General features: G+C 58.7%; 18 protein-coding genes and 1 tRNA gene. 11 read left to right on the top strand and 8 right to left on the bottom strand.

Annotation, left to right across the window (positions count from 1 at the left end; all coding sequences use genetic code 11):
* Positions 1 to 71: 71 nt before the first annotated feature.
* The 5 genes from NW870_RS11005 to NW870_RS11025 form a co-directional block, all read right to left on the bottom strand.
* The gene (locus NW870_RS11005) at positions 72 to 1,154 is read right to left on the bottom strand and encodes a diguanylate cyclase (protein WP_414375298.1); all 1,083 of its coding nucleotides are present in this window, start codon (positions 1,152 to 1,154) and stop codon (positions 72 to 74) included.
* 53 nt (positions 1,155 to 1,207) lie between these two features.
* Positions 1,208 to 2,095 carry a photosystem I biogenesis protein BtpA gene (btpA, locus tag NW870_RS11010; RefSeq protein WP_414375299.1) on the bottom strand — a complete coding sequence of 296 codons (888 nt, stop codon included), beginning with the start codon at positions 2,093 to 2,095 and terminating at the stop codon, positions 1,208 to 1,210.
* Positions 2,096 to 2,126: 31 nt separating this feature from the next.
* Positions 2,127 to 3,272, bottom strand: coding sequence for a quinone-dependent dihydroorotate dehydrogenase (locus NW870_RS11015; RefSeq protein ID WP_414375300.1), 1,146 nt, complete (start codon positions 3,270 to 3,272; stop codon positions 2,127 to 2,129).
* Positions 3,273 to 3,394: 122 nt separating this feature from the next.
* Positions 3,395 to 4,732 (bottom strand): O-antigen ligase family protein, encoded by a 1,338-nt coding sequence (locus NW870_RS11020; RefSeq protein WP_414375301.1) that lies wholly within the window; start codon positions 4,730 to 4,732, stop codon positions 3,395 to 3,397.
* The gene (locus NW870_RS11025; RefSeq protein ID WP_414375302.1) at positions 4,732 to 5,115 is read right to left on the bottom strand and encodes a 2Fe-2S iron-sulfur cluster-binding protein; all 384 of its coding nucleotides are present in this window, start codon (positions 5,113 to 5,115) and stop codon (positions 4,732 to 4,734) included. Before NW870_RS11025 ends, NW870_RS11020 begins: the two co-directional genes overlap by 1 nt.
* Positions 5,116 to 5,308: 193 nt before the next feature.
* On the opposite strand from NW870_RS11025, the gene NW870_RS11030 reads away from it, so the two are divergent.
* Positions 5,309 to 5,752, top strand: coding sequence for a phosphomannose isomerase type II C-terminal cupin domain (locus NW870_RS11030; protein WP_011433853.1), 444 nt, complete (start codon positions 5,309 to 5,311; stop codon positions 5,750 to 5,752).
* Between the two features lie 51 nt (positions 5,753 to 5,803).
* Here the strand turns inward: NW870_RS11030 and NW870_RS11035 are convergent, their stop codons facing one another.
* Together NW870_RS11035 and NW870_RS11040 are read right to left on the bottom strand one after the other, a co-directional pair.
* Positions 5,804 to 8,188, bottom strand: a complete 2,385-nt coding sequence (locus NW870_RS11035; protein ID WP_414375303.1) for a M48 family metalloprotease — start codon at positions 8,186 to 8,188, stop codon at positions 5,804 to 5,806.
* 202 nt (positions 8,189 to 8,390) lie between these two features.
* Positions 8,391 to 8,837 (bottom strand): Fur family transcriptional regulator, encoded by a 447-nt coding sequence (locus NW870_RS11040; protein ID WP_011433855.1) that lies wholly within the window; start codon positions 8,835 to 8,837, stop codon positions 8,391 to 8,393.
* A 356-nt stretch (positions 8,838 to 9,193) separates the two neighbouring features.
* Here NW870_RS11040 and NW870_RS11045 point away from each other — a divergent pair, with 356 nt between their 5' ends.
* Together NW870_RS11045 and NW870_RS11050 are read left to right on the top strand one after the other, a co-directional pair.
* Positions 9,194 to 9,574 (top strand): hypothetical protein, encoded by a 381-nt coding sequence (locus tag NW870_RS11045; protein ID WP_414375305.1) that lies wholly within the window; start codon positions 9,194 to 9,196, stop codon positions 9,572 to 9,574.
* Between the two features lie 198 nt (positions 9,575 to 9,772).
* A complete protein-coding gene (locus tag NW870_RS11050) occupies positions 9,773 to 10,978 on the top strand; it encodes a D-alanyl-D-alanine carboxypeptidase (protein ID WP_414375306.1) in 1,206 nt (401 codons plus the stop codon).
* Between the two features lie 51 nt (positions 10,979 to 11,029).
* Here NW870_RS11050 and NW870_RS11055 read toward each other — a convergent pair.
* A tRNA-Ile gene (locus tag NW870_RS11055) sits at positions 11,030 to 11,102 on the bottom strand.
* A gap of 98 nt (positions 11,103 to 11,200) precedes the next feature.
* On the opposite strand from NW870_RS11055, the gene NW870_RS11060 reads away from it, so the two are divergent.
* From NW870_RS11060 to NW870_RS11095, 8 genes are all read left to right on the top strand, one after another.
* Entirely contained in the window at positions 11,201 to 11,740 is a 540-nt protein-coding gene (locus NW870_RS11060; protein ID WP_414375307.1) for a TMEM165/GDT1 family protein, read from the top strand.
* Positions 11,741 to 11,797: 57 nt separating this feature from the next.
* Positions 11,798 to 12,133 (top strand): TMEM165/GDT1 family protein, encoded by a 336-nt coding sequence (locus NW870_RS11065; protein WP_011433859.1) that lies wholly within the window; start codon positions 11,798 to 11,800, stop codon positions 12,131 to 12,133.
* Between the two features lie 115 nt (positions 12,134 to 12,248).
* On the top strand, positions 12,249 to 12,398 hold the full coding sequence (locus tag NW870_RS11070; protein ID WP_011433860.1) for a hypothetical protein: 150 nt from the start codon (positions 12,249 to 12,251) through the stop codon (positions 12,396 to 12,398).
* A gap of 98 nt (positions 12,399 to 12,496) precedes the next feature.
* Entirely contained in the window at positions 12,497 to 13,258 is a 762-nt protein-coding gene (pyrH, locus tag NW870_RS11075; RefSeq protein WP_011433861.1) for a UMP kinase, read from the top strand.
* 102 nt (positions 13,259 to 13,360) lie between these two features.
* Positions 13,361 to 14,545: an endolytic transglycosylase MltG gene (gene mltG, locus NW870_RS11080; protein WP_414375308.1), complete on the top strand. Its 1,185-nt coding sequence runs from the start codon at positions 13,361 to 13,363 to the stop codon at positions 14,543 to 14,545.
* 132 nt (positions 14,546 to 14,677) lie between these two features.
* Positions 14,678 to 15,907 carry an RNA-guided endonuclease InsQ/TnpB family protein gene (locus NW870_RS11085; protein ID WP_414375309.1) on the top strand — a complete coding sequence of 410 codons (1,230 nt, stop codon included), beginning with the start codon at positions 14,678 to 14,680 and terminating at the stop codon, positions 15,905 to 15,907.
* A 24-nt stretch (positions 15,908 to 15,931) separates the two neighbouring features.
* Entirely contained in the window at positions 15,932 to 16,405 is a 474-nt protein-coding gene (locus tag NW870_RS11090; protein WP_414329713.1) for a YqeG family HAD IIIA-type phosphatase, read from the top strand.
* Between the two features lie 450 nt (positions 16,406 to 16,855).
* Positions 16,856 to 17,503 carry a thermonuclease family protein gene (locus NW870_RS11095; protein WP_414375310.1) on the top strand — a complete coding sequence of 216 codons (648 nt, stop codon included), beginning with the start codon at positions 16,856 to 16,858 and terminating at the stop codon, positions 17,501 to 17,503.
* The last annotated feature ends 156 nt before the right edge of the window (positions 17,504 to 17,659 follow it).

Here is a 17,659-nt window from a genome sequence, read left to right on the forward strand (position 1 = left end):
TTTGGAAACAAACAGAATGCTATCGCTGCATAGTTGAACAGTGATGTTCAGCAGTGTTCAGCGTAAATGTATCAGGGCAGATAAACCCCTGGAGTCGGGGTGAGGATGTGAACTCGGTTGCGCCCTGCCTGCTTGGCCTGGTAGAGCGCGCTATCCGCCTGCTGCAAGGCAGCTTCCGGCTCCAGGCGGTAGTCTTCGCTGAGCACGACCCCACCGATGCTGATGGTAACAGGCAGGCTGCGCTTGGGGGAGATGTCAATGGGCCGTTTGGCGATAGCCTGCCGCAGAGACTCTGCGTAGCGACCACAGCGAGAGGGGCTAAGTCCGGGCGTAAGGCAAACAAATTCTTCCCCACCATAGCGGTAGAGCAGGCTGGAGGGCCGCAGTTGATTTTGCAGCCGCCCGACGATGGCCTGCAGCACACAGTCGCCGATGTAGTGGCCGTAGCTGTCGTTGACCTGCTTGAAATGATCCACATCCATCATCAGCAGGCAGAGATAGCGGTAGCGAGCTTCCCCGCGGGCTCCCACCTGCTTGAGCAAATGGGGCAGCGCCTGATCCAGAGCTCGCCGGTTCAACGCCCCGGTCAAGGGATCCGTCAAAGACAAAGACTCCAACAACTCATTGCGGGCTCGCAACTGCCGGTTGGCCTGGGCCAAAGCTTGGGTGAGCCGCTGGAGACGTAACCCTGCCCGCACCCGCGCCCGCAGCTCCTCAGGATCGACCGGCTTGGTGATGAATTCATCCGCCCCCGCATCCAGCCCCTCTACCCGAGCCTCAACTTCAGAACGGGACGTGAGCAAAATGAAATAGACGAACTGCCCTGCTGCGGATCCCTTGAGACGGCGACAGAACTCTACCCCCGATATCTCAGGCATGACCCAATCGCAGATCACCATGTCGGGCCACTCGCTCTCTTCCAAGCTTTGCAAGGGATCCCAAGCTGCTCGGGCGCTTTCCCAGCTTTCCACGTAGTACTGAGAGCCTGTGAGAACATTGATAATGTAGCAACGAACCACTGGGTCATCATCGACAACCCAAATGCGGGGGGTGCGAGCCGGAACAGAGCTCCAAAAGGCTTCTTCTGCAGGCCCAAGAGCCGAACCAGAAGGGTGGTATACAGAATCCAAGCCCTCCAGATCAAGGGATGGCATAGCTCAAAGAGGAACCGCCCATTGTAGTCGGATCCCAATCTTAGCGCCAACAGCTAGTTGGAACCAGAACCGGGAGCGGCCAGACAAGCATGGTTGGAGGCCCGCTCACGGAGCGCAAGGTGCAGTGCTTCCACAAACTGCCGCACCCGAATCGGGTCGATCATGGGAAAGGGATCCGAATAGCCTGTCGGCATGCCTGCAGAACGGGAAGACCGCTTCAGAGAACTGGCCACAATCACGCCATCTGCCCGCCGGATCAGGCTGCCGATGTTTTCGGCAGTAGCCCCCGAGCCGATGAAGAGCGGTACCTGAGGAGCAACTTTGCGGGCCAGCTCCAGCTCCTCCAGAAGGGGTGGCTTGCCGGTGGCCCAACCGGAAAGGATGATGGCATCGGCCAGGCCGCGCTCCACCGTGTCGGTAATAGCCGCATCCAGACTGATGGGACCTAGGGGTTGGGCGTGTTTCACCAGCACATCGGCGAAAATCTTGATATTAGCCCCCAGCTCCCGGCGATAGCGCAGCAGGCGGTGGGCATTCCCCTCAATGATGCCTTGGTCGGTCACCATCGCCCCGCAGAGCACATTCACCCGGATGAACTGCGCCCCCACACAGGCGGCAATTGCCAGAGCACTGCAGCCATCGTTGCGCAAGACATTGATCCCAACCGGCAGCGAGACCAGGGTTTTCAGCCGCTGGACGATGACGGTCATGGCGCTGACCACCGCTGCGTCCACCCGATCCTTGGCAAAGGGGGCATCGTAAAAGTTCTCGACAAGGATCCCGTCTACCCCTCCTGCAGCCAGGGCAGTAGCTGCCTGTTCTGCCTGAGCGATCACCCATTCCAAGTCCCCCCCCCAACGGGGTGAGGTGGGCAGCGGCAACAAATGAACCACCCCAATGACCGGATGGGGGGTTTTGAAGAGGTGTTGCAGCAGGTTCACCGGCAAGCTTCCTCAGGGATCCCTAACGATCTTACGCCTGGATCTGACCCACAGGGGTATTCTCTGGGGGAAGTGTAACATCAGGGCTGGGGGGAGAAGAGCGGGCTAGGCCTCGGAGCAATTGCGGCACCATACCCGGCCCTTCGTAAACCCAGCCGGTGTAGACCTGCAGCAGGCTGGCTCCCGCTTCCAGTTTCTCCAAGGCGTCGGCCAAGGTGAAGATGCCCCCCACTCCGATGATGGGCAATTTTCCTTGGGTGGAGCGGTGGATGTAGCGGATGACTTGGGTGGAACGCTCCCGCAAGGGGGCACCGCTGATCCCGCCGGCTTCTGCAAGGATTGGCCTAGACTCCGCTGGTGCAAAGGGGATCCCGCGGCCAGGCAGGAAACGGGTTTTCAGGTTATCGCGGCGCAGGGTGGTGTTGGTGGCCACGATCCCGGCCAGTTGATGGTCTTGGGCCAGCTCCAGGATGCTGTCGATGTCGGGCCAGTCCAGATCGGGAGCGATCTTCACCAGGAGGGGTTTTCGCTTCTGATTTTCCCGCTGTAAGGCAGATAGGATGGGCTCCAGTTGCTCAGCAGCCTGCAGGGATCGCAGCCCCGGCGTGTTGGGGGAGCTGACGTTGACCACAAAGTAGTCCCCCAGCTCCTGGAGCAGCTGGAAGCTGGCCAGGTAATCGGCAGCCGCTTCTTCCAGAGGGGTGATTTTGGCTTTGCCCAGGTTAATTCCAATGGGGATGGGACGTTGCTGTAGCCGGCGCAACCGTTCCGCCAGAGCCGCCGCCCCTTGGTTGTTAAAGCCCATGCGGTTGAGGGCGGCGCGATCTTGGGGCAGTTGAAACAGGCGAGGTTTGGGGTTGCCCGGTTGGGGCTGAGGAGTGATGGTGCCCACCTCTACAAAACCAAATCCTAGGCTGGGCCAGACGCCCAGAGCCAGGCCATCTTTGTCGAAGCCCGCAGCCAATCCAAGGGGATTGGGAAAGGTAAGGCCCCACAGCGACACCGCTAGCCGGGGATCCCGGTAGCAAAACAGTCGCTCCAGAGCCGATAGGATCCCGGTGGCCTGGGTGGCATCGATCCAATGCAAGGCGCGCAGCAGGCCCATCTTGACCGCTTCCGGGTCGGCTCTCAGCCCAGAAAAAAGCAGAGGCCACAACACATCTCGGTACAGGTTCACCGCAAAGACCCTCTACAGGTAAACTGCCCCTTGGCTGTAGCTTGCTTCCGCGTCGCAAAAATCGGTGAGCAACTGATGGACTCCGGGCTCACTGCCAGCTAAGGGATATCCCATTGCAGCACTCAACGGTAACCTCTCTGGGCTTGCTCTTTGCCGGAGATGGAGTCCCTTTGCCGCTCAAGGCTGGCTCCCCAAACTGCCCCCAAGAGTAAGGTTACCAGCAGGTGAATGCGGCCATCCAACATCACCACGTCCAAAAGCCCTGAGGCAAAAAATGCCGTCAAGGCCAGCAGCATCCCCAACAGGACGCTTTCTTGCGAGCGCCGCCAAGCTTGCCATCCCCGCGCCAAAATCCAACCCCACAGGATCAGGTGGCCCAGCAACAGCGGGATCCCACCCTCAGCCGCCAGGTGCAGGTACAAATTGTGGCAATGGCCCAGCAGCTCCGGCGGCTCCTGAGCATTATAAAGGGCGGCAAAGCTCTGCCAGCCCCAGCCCGTCAAAGGCCGCTCTCGCGCCATCTGCAGGGCAAAGTGCCAGGCATCCAGACGGTTAGCGGTGGAACTAAAATGGAGCGCCTGGGGATCGAAGGTGTCTGCCAGACGGCTCCAAATCAATCGGGGCACAACAGCCCGCCAGCCCGGCCAATCCCAAGCAGCAGCCAAACCAGCCAACCCTATGCCGACCAAGATCCCGATCCCCCACCAACAGCGCCGTAGGGCCAGCCCTATCACCAGCGCCAGCCCCCCCACTCCCCAGCCGTTGCGAGAGGCTGTCAGCAGCAACAAGAGGGATCCCAGCCCCAGCACAGCTCCCAGCCCTACTGCCTGTGGCCAGTCTCTATCGGCTCGATCCAGCCACAGCCCTGCCGCCAAACACAGGTGGATCACCAGGTAGATGGCCAGGATATTGGGGGAAGTAAAAGCTGCCGCCGGTCGCTCTCCCCCGGCAACCCCCGTAATCCAAACCGGCCCCCAGAAGAAGTGCCCCTGCCATCCCCACAGCACTTCTCCCCAACCCAAAAGCAGCATCAGCCCGCTGCCCAGCACCAACACCTGGGCCAACCGCCGACGGCCTACAGGATGGAACTCCGTCCCGCTGACGCGAAAGGACTCCGTCCCGCTGACGCGATCGGCCAGAACAGCGGCAAAGGCCGGCAGCATCAATAAAAAAGGCCAGTAGTTGAACATCCCTGGCAGGCTCAGCCGCCAATCTTCCCCCAAAAAAGCCACTCCCACTGCCGCCAGGCTCAGGAGAGCCGCCAGTCCAAACAAGGGATCCCGCAGGATCGCCCCACCATAGCGGGTATAACCCTGGATCGTCCCCACCAAAGCCAAGAGTAAGCTGGGGGCCAGATTCACCGGGATCAGCGCCGCTGCTGCCAGCAGCCAGCCCCTCGGCTGAGAGGGCAAGGGATCCGGCGACAACTCGGGAGACAAAACCGGTGCCGAAGAAGACATCACTCATCCTCGATGGGGATCCCTGGCCTTACCCGCCCCTGGCCGAAGTAACGCCCAAATTGCAGCTCGTACACCTCATCCTCATCCTGGGTTTCTACCCACAGCTCCGAGCGGGCATAGCCCACGCACAGCAGCCCATACCCCTGCTCCTTCAGCTTCCGCGAGATGCCCATTGCCTCCGGCTGATACAGGGATCCCCGCCGTACCCGCACCGCACAGGTGGTACAGGCGCCGTTGCGACAGGCAAAGGGCAGTTGGATCCCTTGGGCCTCGGCGCTGGCCAAAATGTATTGATCCGCCGGCACCTGGATCAGATAGTGGGTGTCCCGTTGGCGGTCATGGATGTGAACCGGGTAAGAAGGGACAGAAGAGAAAGGACGCATCGAGAAGTGGCCTTTTTGCAGAGATCTTTATTCATGATTCCACAGGATTCTAGCCACTGCCCTGGCAAGCCCGAATTGGCTGGGGATCCCCAGGAGCTGAAGCCGATCTGTTGGTGGTTCTAAAGATAAACAAACAGACTTCGAGTTGGTTGTTGAGATAAGCTACAGGTAGGCCTCCCAAGGAGAGCATCCCATGCTGGAAACCCCCAATGCCAATCTGGCCTCACCGGAAAAACCTTCGCCTTCCCTCTCTGCCGAAACCCTCAACAAGCTGATCGAGAGCAATGCTGAAAGTCGGCCTTGGGGCAGCTTTACAGTGCTGGAAGAGGGCCCTGGCTACAAAATCAAGCGGATCGTGGTGCTGCCCAAGCATCGCCTCAGCCTGCAGTTGCACTACCATCGCAGCGAACACTGGATCGTCGTTGCCGGCACCGCCAAGGTCACCTGCGGAGATGAAGAAAAGCTCATCACGGCCAACCAATCCACCTACGTGCCCCCTTGCACCAAGCATCGCCTGGAGAACCCTGGCGTCATCCCTCTGGTGATTATCGAGGTGCAAAACGGCCAGTACTTGGGCGAAGACGACATTGTCCGCTTCAGCGACGACTACGCCCGGGTTAACGGTGGGCAAAAGTAGCCAATCTCAAATGGCCTAGGCGAGCTCTTCGCTGCTGAGGATCGCGATCCTCTAGAACAGCATCACCAGCAGGGCAACCACTAACAACAGCACAGCCCACATAGCCTGCCAGAAGGGATGGTAGCTGGTGATGAGCTGGCCATGGCGGCTTTGAAAGCGGGCCAGATCCAGGTAAGGGGCCACCCCCCGTCGGAACCACCCCACCGCGGATCCCTCTTGGCCGATTACCCCCCCTGCCTGGCGCGCTCCAAACAGGAAGTTGCCCAGCAGCCCAAAGCGGGAAGCATAGCGCAGGAAGATCATCCCTGTCTCATCCTGGAACTTGAGATCGGAGCCGAAGCGATAGCCCGGATCCCCTCGCCCGATCACCCGCCCCTCCAACTGCATCGGCAACCCGCGCAAGGGGCTGGCGTAGGGATTGCTCATGGCCTTCAACACGGTCAACGCCGGCGGGTTTTCTAAGCTGGGGTACATCACTGTCATCTTCAGCAGCAGGCCCAAGCCCACCCCCATCAGGGTCAGCCCGGCAAACATTTCATAGAAGCCCACCTGCAAGGCCGGGATCCCGAGCAGTGCCCCCGCGATTGCCCCCAGCCACTCGGCGTTCAACAGCAGTATATCCAGCAGAAAGTTCCCGTAGAGCTGTTGCCGGTTGAGCTGCTTGCCCTGGGCAACCACGCTGGCCATATCGAACTCCACCGGCAGATCCAGTTGCTCCGCATAGGTGCTCAGCGCCCGTACCCGTTTGCCCGTGAGGGGATGGGTGGAGTTCAGCTCCATCCACCAGGCCCAAGGGTTAAACAGATCCCACAAAAATACCCTGCCCACCTGGCCGGGATCCGCCGCCACCCGGTAGGCCGTCCCTGCCATCACCGCCGCCTTGGCATCGTAGATCCCCAAAGCCCGCGTTCCTTCCAGCAGGCGAGCACTGCGCTGTCGGGTTTCCTCATCCCGCTCCCGCTCTCCCTCTTGCACAATGCCGTAGGCAATTTTCACCAAAGCCCGCGAGAGCCCATTGGGGTTGCCGGTGGTTTCGGCGGCAAAGTGGTCGGCAAAGTACTCCCGCACCCGCGACAGATACAGCAACAAGTAGGAGCCGGCCACATAGAAAAAGTAGGCGACCAAGGCCAGGAAGCGGAGGCTTCTGTCCACTTTGTCGTCGCCGCGCGCATTGCGCATGTAGACGTAGAGAAGGTAGAGAATCTGCACCAGCGTGGAAGCCAGGGTCATGACGGCGAAATCCCAGTGGATCACATGCCCCAGCTCGTGGGCATAGACCGTAGCCACCTCTTCATCTTCCAAGTAGGTGAACAACCCTTCGCTGACGACGATGCGGGCCGTATCCGGCAGGCTGCCGTAGGTAAAAGCAGTGGGGTTTTGGTCGCGGATCAGCCCCAGCTTCGGCTGCTTCAGCTTGTACTGGCGGCAAACCCGTTGAATCACCTCTGCACTCTCTGGGCTGCGACGCCCAATTTCCGCCAAGCTCACCCACTCGGTGCCATAGAGGCTGTGCTGGATCCAGTCCATCAGCCAGGGAGACAAGAAGAAAATCAAAGCGTTGAAGGCGAGGGTGAGCAGAACGGCAAGGATGAAAAAGCCCAAGGAAAATCCCCCCTCTGAGACGCCCAAGATGGCCAGGAAAAGCACAAACACCATGCCAAACAACAGGCTCAGAGTCACGCCTGCGGCCATTGTCAGGTTGCCGGCAAAGCTGGCCAAAATCAGCGAGACCCCCACCTGAGGCGCGCGGTAGCTGCGCTTGGTTTGCCCAATTTTGAGACCTGAGGTGGCGGGATCCAATTCCGCTAGGGTGCGGCTGGGGTTGAAGCAATAGCGGCTCAGCCAAACGCTCAGTAGACGCAGCTCGTGAGGATTCAGGCTTTTCAGAGGCTCCAGCCACAAGGCCGCTTCCACCGATAACATCACCGTCGAGACGGCGCTGGGATTGCGAAACAAGGTGGGCAAGAGGGGCAGAACCTCCTGTTTTTGCCCAGAAGTGAGGCTGTGAAAACCCAAAACCGCCTGGCGGAGCAAACCAGGCGGCTGAGGAAGGTCGGCAGTAAGCAACTGGCGATCGCTGACAAAGCAGTAGCGGCTTAGATCCAGACTCTCTGAGAACTCCATCCCGGGATCCCATCTGGTCGTTGTCGGCTCCGGATCCAGCCTCACCTGAGTTTTCCAGTCGGCAGCCTGCTGGCCCATGGGGCGGCTGTAGAGGGCCAACCGTTTGACTTGGGGGTAGCGAGTGGGAATCGCCTTCTGGAACCAGGCCGTCAACTCCTCATAGTTGAGAGCAAGGCCGGCAGGGCGGTTGATCATAATGACGAGGGCATAAGCCTTGGGACTCTCCTGGAGCGGTTGGGCTTTGGCCTGTAACCTAAGGCGGGGATTGGCCAGCGCCTGCTCCAGCCACTGCACCACTTCCTGTTCGTTCATGGCCCTCTCCCGGATCTAGTGGGGTGAAGAAGATCAACTATTCATCAACCATTCAACTGTTGCCTCGGTTGCCGACTGCCGATTGGCCTCACGGGAGCTATTCTGGCATTTCCTCCCGTTGACGGGATCCCCATCCTCCTACCAGCCCAGTACAGTTCCCCTTCTGGGAAAGCATGAGAACCTGAGCTTTGGGAATTTTTGGCTACAAAATCGAGCGCTGCCCTTCTGGGCTGATACCAATAATGGTGAGCTGGCAATCCAACACTTTGAAACCGTACTTTTCTGCCACCTTCTGGGTGATGTTAAGAATGGCGTTGTTTTTGAACTCGATCACCTTGTTGGTCTTGACGCACACCAGATGGTGGTGGTGGTGGGGGGCCGGCTGGTTGATCTCGTAATGTTTGTGCCCTTCGGTCAGTTCCAGTTCTCGCAAAATGCCCATGCGGGACATCAGCTTGACGGTGCGGTAAATGGTGGAAAGGCTAATGTTGTGGCCTTCTTCCCGCAACTTTTTGTGCAACTCCTCCGCGCTCAGATGCGTGCCCTCAGGCAAGTTTTGAAACGTTTGCAGGATGATCTCCCGCTGCCGAGTGGCTCGCCAGCCTTTGGCATTGAGCTCTGCCTTGAACGCCTCTTCGGTGTAGACCATGATGCCGCCCCTCCGCTGTTGGGCAACGTCGCCGTAACAGTCAATAAGTTCTGTAATTGATAATAACTTCATTTATGACGACACCACCCGACTTGGTTGCTGAAGACATCGTTCAGGCTCAGTTCAGGCCCAATAGAACAGGGACGCAACTGAGGCGCATGGGCTGCCGGGAGAGCCTCGGGAAGGGTGCGGGAAACCCAATCCCTCATCCATCCGGGATGAGCTAGCCTACAGAGCAGAGCCATGTGGCGGACTGTTTCTGGTGTTCGGGCGCGCCTAGGCTAACATACTCAAGAAAAGGCCCGCGGCATCCTGACGGCGTTAGCGAGCGTAGTGATCGGGGAAGGAAAACGAAAATGCGGTTTGAGCAGCCCAAAACCTATTCCATTTCTCTGGGTGGCTGGGGGTTCTGGCTGGGATCCCTGGCGTTGGCAGCTTTGCTGACCAGTGTCGGGCTGGGGTGGCTGGTCGCCGGATTGGTGGCTCTGTTGCTGTTTTTGCTGTCCTTGCCGGTATTGGTGCTCCTGGCCTTTCGCTGGTGGGCGCGCCGCTGGATTACCACCGATCGCTGCCCGGTGTGTGGGTCGGAATCGCAAGCCATTGAGGGCAGCCGTTTCTTTTGCCCCAATTGTGGAGAGCCGCTGTTTGTTGCAGACGGACGTTTTTATCGGCAAACGCCCCCCGGCACCATCGATGTAGAGCCTGTGGAAGAGGGTGGCTGGGAATTGACGAGCTGATGCCCCCTCGGTTGCCGGGATGTTTAGAGGGTGTTTTCCGTGAAAAGTGCTATGCCTGCGGCACCCCATGGTGCTACACAACACTGTTGCTCCGCAACGCTGACGCCACAGCACGAACGACATCTGCGGGGCTGGCCCGGTAGGCGGCTGGTTTCGAGCTGGGTTGGACTGTTCTCGGCGGCAATTCTGTTGCTGGGTTTGTCTCCCCATTCCCAGGCGACGGAGCAGGGATCCCTGCAACCTCAGGTGGAAACTTATCTGGCTCAGTTGGCCGGTCGGGGGTTTTCGCCCGCGGCTCAGGGGGTTTGGCTGCAGATGGAGGATCCTTCGCCTCAGCGGGACAGAATCCTTGTTTTGGGACAGCATCAGGGATCCACACCCTTGCCGGCTGCTTCTTTGACCAAGGTGGCAACGACCCTGGCCGCTTTGCAGCACTTTGGCCCGCAGCACCGCTTTGTTACCACCTGGCTGGCCACTGGCCCCTTAACTGCTGAGGGAGTTCTACAGGGGGATCTCTGGGTTCTGGGGGGGGAGGATCCCTTGTTTGTCTGGGAGGAAGCCTTCTCCGTCGGCAACCTGCTCAATGCTCATGGGATCCGCCAGGTGCGCGGGGATCTGGTGGTGGTGGGCCGCTTTTACATGAACTTTTCCCGGGATGTGGCGCAATCGGGATCCCTGTTGCGGCAGGGGCTGGATGCGCGGCGTTGGTCACCAGAAGCGGAGGTCCAATTTCAAACCTTACCCCCCGGCACGCCCAGACCGCAGGTGGAGATTTTGGGCTCGGTACGGGTTGCCCAGCAGATCCCGCCCGGCGCTCAGGTTTTGCTCAGACATGAGTCCCCCCCCCTCATTCACCTGGTCAAGCTGATGAACCTCTACAGCAACAATTCCATGGCCGAGATGTTGGCCGATGCAGTGGGGGGTGCTAACCAGGTGGCGCAAATTGCCCGAGCCATCACCGGGATCCCGGCAGAAGAGCTGCAACTGATCAACGGCTCCGGGTTGGGGGTGGAAAACCGCATTTCGCCGCGGGCCAATGTAGCTATGCTTCAAGCCATCCAGTCTCTTCTGGAGGAGCAGGGGCTCTCTCTTGCCGATGCTTTTGCCGTCGTTGGCCAAGATGTGGGAGTGTTGGAGCGGCGTCTGTTGCCAGGGATCCTAATTGCCAAGTCGGGCACCTTGAGGAGCGTCAGCACCTTGGCGGGTGTATTGCCAACCGAGCAGGGGGACATCTGGTTTGCCCTGATGAATGGCGGATCCGATCTGGTCGGCTTTCGCACCCAGCAGGGACAATTCCTCAGCCAGCTCCAGTCCCAATGGGGATCCCCTGCCACCTTGCCTGAGCGTTGGATCCCTCGCTCTGGGGATACGGGATCCCGCACGGAGCTGAACCCCCGTCTTTGAAACTGGGCGTCAACAGCCCTCAACCCAGAAACCTCGTCCAGCAATTCCCGATGGGGCGTACAGGGATCGAACCTGTGTAAGGCAAATTATGAGTTTGCTGCCTAAACCGCTCGGCCAACGCCCCTGATTCTTTTACTCTAGCGTTTACTCTAGCGCCCTTGTCTCCTCCAGAAGCGGCTGAAAACAGGATAAGCTGCATGTCGGTGGTTAGGATCTGACGCCATGGCTTCGCCGCGTTCTTGGCAGGGGCAAATGGCCCTGGGCTTGGGGCTGATTGTTTTGTCCTCGGCTCTCTGTTTCGGTTTCTTGGCCGTTGGGCAGCACTATCTCTACGGGGATGGATCCGCTGCGGATTTTCAGCCCGCCAGGGAGAGTTTGGCTTTGTCTCCCGCCCCCAGTACTGGGCCTCCGACGGCACTGCCCCTCACTACCCCCCCCTCTTCCGACAGCAATCTTCCTGAGGGATCCCCGCTGCAGCTCTGGCTTGTTACTTTTTTAACCGTGTTTGTGGCGGAAATGGGCGACAAAACCCAGTTGGCAACCTTGCTCATGAGTGCCCAATCCCAATCGCCTTGGGCGATCTTTTTCGGTTCCGCCGGTGCCTTGGTGACCGCCAGTTTGCTCAGCGTAGTGTTGGGGGAAGGTCTGGGGCAAGTCATTCCCCCAGGCTGGCTACAATGGTTGGCGGGTGCAGGGTTCCTGGTGATCGGGGGCTATGTATTATGGCAGGAGTGGCGAGGGGATAATCTCCCAGAAGGCTAGCCCCCCTGAGCAGCCGATGCCAACCCGGCAGGACAGAGTGGAGAACAACCGAGGAACGTGTTGATCCAAGACAACGACAGCCGAACCCCGTCTTTTTTGCTGCGGCAAATGGCCGGACGGGCCGCCCTAGTGAGCTTTGGCTCGATTCTGCTGGCCGAAATGGGCGATAAAACCCAATTGGCGACCCTGCTCCTCAGTGCCCGCTCGCAAAACGCTGGGGTAATCTTTTTGGGCGCTGCTGCTGCTTTGATCAGCACCAGCCTAATTGGGGTGTGGGCAGGAGCTTGGGTGGCCCGCCTGATCCCACCTCGCTGGATCAAAACCCTGGCAGGCGTGGGGTTTGTTGTGATGGGCCTAGTCTTGTTGTGGGGATCCCTGCCCATAGCCGGCTGAGCAGAGGGCTTCAGGATGGCTTCGGCAAAGCGTGATAGGATTAAGAGCGCCTCACTTTGACACTTCAAACTGAGGACCTTCACTTGAGTCCGGACAACCGGTCAGGAAAACCAGCATGGCCAAAAAACGCAATCTGAAGCGGGAAAAAGCCGAGCGCAACCGCGAATATGCCAAACAGTTCCAAAAAAGTCGTGCTCGCAATGGCCGCCGCTTCCGTTCTGCCCCCCGCGACAACGAGGCCAGCGCTGGCGAAGAACAGCAGTAAGGTTGTTTTTGTCGAGATGCTCTGTCGGTCAATCCTGTGAGCGGAGCTAGTTCAACAAACCTGCTATCGTATGCAGGGGTGGGCCGGAGCGGATAAGCATGAAATATCGACGGATTCTACTGAAGTTGAGTGGTGAAGCCCTGATGGGGGAGCGCCCCTACGGGATCGACCCCGAGGTCTTGAAGTCCATTGCCGGCGAAGTGGCCTCAGTGGTACGGGCCGGTGTGCAGGTGGCGATTGTGGTGGGAGGGGGTAACATCTGGCGCGGGCGCAAAGAGGCGGCTGCCCAAGGGATGGATCAGGCTTCTGCCGACTACGTAGGGATGCTGGCCACCGTCATCAACGCCTTAACCCTGCAGGATGCCATTGAGCGAGCCGGGATCCCCACCCGGGTGCAGACGGCCATCGCCATGCAGGAGGTGGCGGAGCCCTATATTCGTCGCCGCGCCATTCGTCACCTGGAAAAGGGGCGGGTGGTGATTTTTGGGGCAGGATCTGGCAACCCCTTCTTCACCACCGATACCACTGCGGCCTTGCGGGCGGCGGAGATCGATGCCGAGGTGATTTTCAAAGCCACCAAGGTGGACGGAGTTTACGATGCGGATCCCAAGACTCACCCTCAGGCCCGCCGCTACGATGTCCTCAGCTATCAGGATGTGCTGAACCGCGATCTGCGGGTTATGGACAGCACCGCCATCGCCCTCTGCAAGGAAAATCAATTGCCCATCGTGGTCTTTGACCTGACTACCCCTGGCAATATTTATCGAGTGGTGCAGGGAGAACCCATCGGCACTTGGATCGGACAGCGGACGGTCGAGAACAACGGGATCCCCAGCCCAGGAGAGTTGATCCCAAGTTAGGGGGGAAATCGGCCTTGAGAGTCCGGCGACGCCCTAGCCAGGATTGAGTCCGAAGGATAGCCTGGCTCAAGGGTGTGCTCAGGCCGTTTGGAGGGAAAGGCAATGACAGATCAGGTTCAGCATTCGGCCCAAAAGGATCCCGTCTTGCCCAAATGCTCTGCTGCCCAAGGCGCTATACCCAGGTCACCCCATGTTGCTACGCAACGCTTACGCGAACGCTGGGGTCGGCGTCTTTTGCAGAGCTTGATTTTCCTGTTGGTTCTGGTCGGGGGATTGGGCTACTGGCAGTGGCAGACCTGGCTCCAGCCGGTGGGCGGCCCAGAACCGATCCAAGTAACAATCCAGCCGGGCAGCAGCAGCCGTCTGATCGGGCAAAAACTTCGCCAGGCAGGGGTAATTCGCTCCGCTCTGGCTTGGGAGCTGTGGAGCCGCACCTTCGGACGGGATTGGGTGTTTCAGGCGGGCACCTACGCTTTGGATCCGAACCAAGACATGCTGGCCGTGGCCCAACAACTGCGGCAGGGAAGGATCCTGCAAAGACGGCTGACCATCCCGGAGGGTTGGCGCATCGAGCAAATGGCAGAGGCTTTGGCCCAACGCAACTGGCTGGCAGCCGATGCCTTCATTGCCGTAACCCGAGTGATTCCCCCCCTCGACTGGCTGCCCCCCAACTTGAGCTCACTAGAAGGCTACCTGTTCCCAGATACCTATCTTTTCCCCGCCGAACAGGTGGAGGGATCCTTGCCGGATCAAGAAAAGGCCCAAATAGTGGTCAACGCCATGCTGCAGCGATTTGTCGCGGTGGCCCTGCCCCTGTTTCGCCAGCACACCACTTCCCTGTCTCTGCACGAGTGGGTTACCCTGGCCAGCATTGTGGAGCGGGAGGCCGTGGTGCCGGAAGAACGCGCTTTGATTGCAGGTGTCTTCCTGAACCGGCTTAAGAAAGGGATCCCCCTGGGAGCCGATCCGACGGTGGAATATGCCTTGAATATCCGGCAAACCCCAGACCGCCGCCTCACCCTTGCGGAGGTGCGTACCCCCTCTCCCTACAACACCTACCTCAACCCGGGCTTGCCCCCTGGTCCCATCGCCAGTCCGGGCTTGGCCAGCCTAAAAGCCGTTTTGGAGCCTGAGCAGACCGACTATCTCTACTTCGTGGCCCGCTACGATGGCACTCACATTTTCAGCAAAACCCTAGCAGAGCACGAGGCAGCCCAATTGCAAATTATTCAAGAGCGTCGGCAAGCTGCCCAGGGATCCCACCATAGTCCTCAACCCAGTCCTTAGCCGAGGAGGGCTGACAGCAGTAGGCCGAAAACCTTACAGTAGTCAACATTGGCTACCTAAAGCTGGAATAGGCTGGTGAGCGCCAAGCCAAAAGTTGCACGAAACTCATGGACGCTTTGCGGTGTGGCGGACATGGTACTGGGCTTCCAAACACAACTCATCCTCAACCACAAGCAAACAACTCTAGCAGCTCAACATGCTGGGGTAGCCCGCCACGCCTACAACTGGGGCCTAGAGGTCTGTCGGCAAGCCCTGGAGAACCAGCAAAAACTCCCCACCGCCATTGACCTGCACAAGCGCCTGGTAGCTGAAGTGAAGCAAGCGCATCCCTGGTACTACCAGGTCTCCAAATGCGCCCCTCAGCAGGCACTCCGCAACCTGGAGCAGGCCCTTAAGCGCTGGCGCAAGGGGCTAGGTCAGTTTCCCCGCTTCAAGCGCAAGGGGGTGCAGGACAGCTTTTACCTAGAAGGCAGCATCCGCATTTCTGGCAACCGCATCAAGGTGCCCATATTTGGTTGGCTGCGCTGTGCAGAGCTGCTTCCGGCGACCACACCCAAGAACGTGGTCATCAGCCTTCGCGCTGGGCGTTGGTACATCTCCTTCAAGTACGAAGCTCCAACACCCCAGGTGGAGAAGACCGGAGAGGTGGTGGGAGTGGACTTAGGTATCCATCACCTGGCCACCTGCTCCGGCGGGGAAGTATTTGCGAATCCCAAGCCCTACCGCAAGGCCAGGCAGCGGCTGGCTAGGCTGCAACGGCGGCTGAGCCGCAAGCAGAAGGGATCCACCAACCGCAAGAAGGCGGTGGTGCAGTTGGGCAAAGCTCACAAGCGGGTGGCAGACATCCGGCAAGATAGTCTGCACAAGCTGACGACTTACCTGGCCAAGAGATACCGGGTGGTGGTGGTAGAGGACTTGCAGGTAAAGAACCTGCTCCAGAACCGCAAACTGGCGGGATCCCTGTCAGACTGTGGGTTCTACGAGTTGAGGACTCCGTCCCGCTATCGCGAACGGCGACAGCTAGAGTACAAGGCCCGGCTCTACGGCTGTCAGGTGGTGGTGGCGGATAGGTTTTATCCGTCCAGCCAACTGTGTTCAGGGTGTGGGCACCGACAGAAGATGCCACTGCAGGAAAGGGTGTTTTGCTGCCCGTGTTGTGGTCTGGAGCTAGACCGTGACTTGAATGCAGCCCTAAACCTGTTGCGGTGGTACAGAACTACCCCAAGCTCTGGGGGAAGTGACGCCTGTGGAGACTCCTCTGGCGGGGTGGTAGGGATGAACTCTGCCGCTAGTCATGGGTCGCTGAAGCAGGAAGGAAGCAGAAGCGCGGCAGGCACTGAACACTCTGGCAGTGTTTGTTAGCGTTTCGTAGGTCTTTCGGAGCGGATGGTACACAAACCTTGGTTCAAGCTCCTGCAACCGGATCTGGTGGTGGCCGGCACTGTCTTAAAGTTGCGGGCAGAAGACCTGTGGGCCTGGCAGGTAAAAGGCATCATCTTTGACGTAGACGGTACACTGGTGCCGAGCCGACAGGTTGAGGTGGATCCCGCTGTGGCTGCTTGGCTGGAGCAGTTGCGTCCGCACTTTCAAATTTGGCTGGTGAGCAACAACCTCAATCGCAGCCGCATCCAACAAATCGGAGAAAGCCTGAACCTGCCCTACATTCACCGCGCTGGGAAACCCTCACGGCGGGCCTTGCGGCGGGCCGTAGCCCAGATGGGCTTGCCGGTAGAAGCAGTGGCTATGGTGGGAGACCGCCTGTTGACGGATATTTTGGCGGGCAATCGACTGGGGTTGGTAACCGTGCTGGTCAACTCCCTCTTGTCCGAAGCAGTCGAAAAGAACCCTGCTACCCTCTAGGGGCTGCGCTTTTGAGAGATTTGAGAGTTGGACAACCGTAATTGTTTCAAACTGAATTGAAAAGGTTTCCAAGCACTCCCCCTTTCCTTCGCAAAGAGAGAAGACCAAAAGACAATCCTGCTGCTCGGAAGGACTTAGTCACTCCAGTTTAGGGTGAGACGCCTGGGCAGCTGAGAAAAGCCCTGTGGCCCCATGCATGTTTCATGCATGTTTTAGGTTTGGGTACAGTGTCCCAGTTTGAATCGAAATGACCAACCACAGGTTGTCAGCGCTGACAACTGCTGACCGGATGGGTAGCACATCTAAAAATCAAGACAAAAATCGAGAGAGATTTTCCAGACCTGACCCATCTGCCCCAATTTTTTGTAGAGTGACGGCAGGTGAGCCGGATCCCGCGTTGAAGCCCAGTAGGCGGCGGTGTGAGGGCGGTGTGAGATCCAAAGGTCAAGCATGCGAACCATCCCTATTGTCAAGTCCGCCATGCAACGGCTAAAGTCCATGCTGCAAAAATCCCTGCGTTCTGCTCCGACTTCCCCCGGCTCCAGATCCTCGCTTGTATCCAATGGACGGAGCCTGATCAAGCTGGGCAGCTTTCTGGCCTTACCTTTGATATTCTCGACATTGCCCGGTTGGGCTTTAACATTGGTGGCGCGTCCAGATCTGCGCGACCTCAAACGTGCAACCGTGTTTCGGGTGGTCAACTACAACACCCTGGTTGTTCAGCTTGAAGGAGACTTGAATTTGCGGCTGGTGCAACTGATTGGGATCGATCCCTTGCCTGACCCGATCAACCCCAACTGGACAGAGTTGCGCGGACAAACCCCTCTGGCAGTTTACAATGCTGGCCAATATCTGCAGACTGCTCTGCTGGGACGTGAGGTGTTTTTGGAGTTGGATCCTGCCCTAGCCCCTGCTCCCACCTTGCCTGCCTACGTTTGGCAAGCCAATACCCTCATCAACCAGGAAATGCTGTTTTTGGGGCATGGCCTGTTGTCGCCACAAACCGATGGCTTGAAGTACGGCCCCATTCTTACTGAAGCTGCCGATGCAGCCAAAAGACAAGGACGCGGCTATTGGACAACCTACGGCCCTCGCTAGAGACCAAGCCAAACCCAGAGCTGGAATTGCCGGCCTGTTTGTTGAGAATAATCTCAACAGCCATCTTCCGCCGGTCGGTGAGAGCATGACTCTAGTCAATAATAAGCTCAACTATACTGAAAATAATGTATAATATGTTCAGTACGGATTACTACC

Origin of the sequence: Synechococcus sp. R50.1 (assembly GCF_047462115.1) — a bacterium.
Classification (GTDB): domain Bacteria; phylum Cyanobacteriota; class Cyanobacteriia; order Thermostichales; family Thermostichaceae; genus Thermostichus.